General features: G+C 45.3%; 3 protein-coding genes and 1 pseudogene. 3 read left to right on the top strand and 1 reads right to left on the bottom strand.

The window, feature by feature from the left end:
* The 3 genes and pseudogenes from HW443_RS10645 to HW443_RS10635 form a co-directional block, all read left to right on the top strand.
* A pseudogene (locus HW443_RS10645) lies at positions 1–586 on the top strand (transposase); the annotation flags it as partial.
* Between the two features lie 73 nt (positions 587–659).
* Entirely contained in the window at positions 660–1,691 is a 1,032-nt protein-coding gene (locus HW443_RS10640; protein ID WP_176236188.1) for a sodium-dependent bicarbonate transport family permease, read from the top strand.
* A gap of 40 nt (positions 1,692–1,731) precedes the next feature.
* Positions 1,732–2,028 carry a DUF190 domain-containing protein gene (locus HW443_RS10635; protein ID WP_176232009.1) on the top strand — a complete coding sequence of 99 codons (297 nt, stop codon included), beginning with the start codon at positions 1,732–1,734 and terminating at the stop codon, positions 2,026–2,028.
* Positions 2,029–2,161: 133 nt separating this feature from the next.
* On the opposite strand, the gene HW443_RS10630 is transcribed toward HW443_RS10635, so the two are convergent.
* Positions 2,162–2,399 (bottom strand): transposase (locus tag HW443_RS10630; RefSeq protein WP_176238177.1); only part of this gene is annotated, 238 nt, incomplete at its 5' end.

The raw sequence follows: 2,399 nt of genomic DNA, 5'->3' as shown, positions 1-2,399 counted from the left end.
TTGGACCGATGGGAAAGCTCTCATCCCCTGCGACTTTCGGGTCTATGCCAAAACCTAAGACGGTAAGAGCAAAAACGACCATTTCCAGGCGATGCTTAAGGAAGCTAAGGAACGGGACTTTGAGCCAAGCTTTGTGTTGTTTGATACTTGGTATGCCAGCTTGGGAAATCTGAAGAGGGTCCGAGATTACGGCTGGCATTGGCTAACAAGGCTGAAGAGTAACCGTTTGGTCAATCCTGATGGGGAAGGGAATATTCCCCTCAGTCAAGCGAAGATTCCTCCAGAGGGACGAGTGGTACATCTGAAGGGATATGGGTTCATCAAGGTATTTCGGACGGTCTCTGAAAACGGGGACGGGCAATACTGGGCGACTGATGATCTTCAGATGGACGAAGCTAGTCGGGAGGACTTGGAGAGCCAGGGGTGGAGGATCGAGGTATATCATCGGGGGATCAAGCAGTGCTGCGGAATTGAGCGAGCGCAAGTACGGAAGGCGGTGGCACAGAAGAATCACTTTCTTTATGCGCTGCGGGCATTTCTGCGTTTGGAGATACACAAGTTGCGAACGGGAAATAGTTGGTATGAGCAGCTAAAGACTGACAGGTTTCGTCTACAGAGAAGTTACCAAAATCTCTTTATAATGGGAGGATGATTGTACGGTGTATAATATTTGGGATGTTATGTTGACTAATTTTTTCTCTGCTCCGGTGTTGTTTTTTTTCCTTGGAGTGATTGCTGTCGTCAGTAAGTCTGATTTATCAGTTCCCGGTGATGTCGGGCGTGGGGTAGTTATTTTTTTAATGGCGTCCATTGGCATTAGGGCAGGGGCGGAAATCGCGCAAATGGAGGGCGGGCTTCTGGCAGTATTTCCATTTGCGCTGACTGCTTTAATCTTTGGGATATCGATTACTGCCACAAGTTATTTTCTGCTTGTCAAGCTACTCCGGATAGACTCGGCTAACGCCGGCGCGCTGGCAGCAAGTTTTGGTGCGGTAAGTTCGGCAACCTTGATGGTAGCCATTTCTCTACTTGACAGCTTGAGGGTTACTTACGAAAAATTTGTTCCTGCGCTTTATCCGTTTATGGATTCTCCCGCAATTATTATGGCTATTTCTTTGGGTAAGTGGGGTATTGATCGACAAAATTCGTTACTAGTCTCGTCTAGTTCTCCGGCGAAAGGTTTAGAAGGTAGCGGCAGAAAGAAATTAAGCACGATTATTGTGGAGTCCCTGACGAACAGCGGGGTTTATGTCTTGCTTGGTTCGTTAGTCATCGGTTTAATAGTTGGTCCGGAAAGATTGGAAAGGGAGATGAAGTTTTTTTACGGGATGTTCAGGGGAATTTTATGCATTTTCTTGTTAGAAATGGGCATTTTGGCAGCATCGCGTTTGAAAGAGCTTAAGTTTGTCAGCCCGCTTATTCTTCCCCTAGCTATTCTCCTTGCGCTTGTCAGCGGGACGTTGGCTGTTTATGTAGCTACTTCTCTAGGTTTGAGTCCGGGGGGAGCCGTTGTTTTTGCCGCTCTAGCGGCGGGGGCATCTTACGTGACTGTTCCCGCAGCGATGCGGGTTTCTTTGCCGGAAGCCAACCCGTCCCTTTATCTAGGCACTGCGCTCGGCATTACCTTTCCTTTTAACATGGCCATAGGTTTACCGGTTTATTTACAGCTTGCCCAATACCTTGCTAGGTAATGCTAAATGGCAATATTTTGACTGTTAAGGAGGGATTTATGTGGTTAAGGCAAAAAAAGTGGAGATTATCGCTAACTATATGGATGTTAGGGTTATGATTAAGGAAATGGAGCAAGTTGGTATCAAGGGTTATTCTATGATTAGAGGAGTGTCAGGGAGAGGGAAGCATGGGAAAAGCCATGAAGAAAGCTATATCGATTCAATGACAAGCTGCTATATCATGGTAGTCTGTCCCGAGGTACAGGCTGAAGCTTTAATTGTTGCAGTGACGCCTTTGTTGAAAAGGTTTGGTGGTATTTGCGTGGTGAGCGACGTTCAGCAAGTAGATTTTAAGTAGAGGGTTAGTGTGAGGGAAGTTACAAGATCATAAAAATTGAATTATTTTAGTGGTAAAGGCATGGTGTCAGGTCTTGAAAATGCGGAGGCTGAGATACATGGGTAACACTCATGGCATAATTATAGCAAGCGACTTAAATAAGTTTACACAGTGATATTATCTTTTGTGGTTTCCAGCGTTGTGATCTTTTGAAAACAGAGACCTCCAAATCGAATAGGGTCTCAAAATAGACATTGGTCGTCTCTTCGTATCTCATGGTCCTCCAAAGAGATTCTTGATAGTTGAGTTCTGGATGATAAGGTGGTAAATAATGAATGTGGAGATTACGATTTTTCAGGAGGAATTTACGAACTCTTTCTCCCTTATGCCAA

Source organism: Candidatus Hakubella thermalkaliphila (genome assembly GCF_013281975.1).
Classification (GTDB): domain Bacteria; phylum Actinomycetota; class Humimicrobiia; order Hakubellales; family Hakubellaceae; genus Hakubella; species Hakubella thermalkaliphila.
The sequence above is the reverse complement of the archived record's forward strand: the minus strand, read 5'-3'. Positions and strand labels throughout refer to the sequence as shown.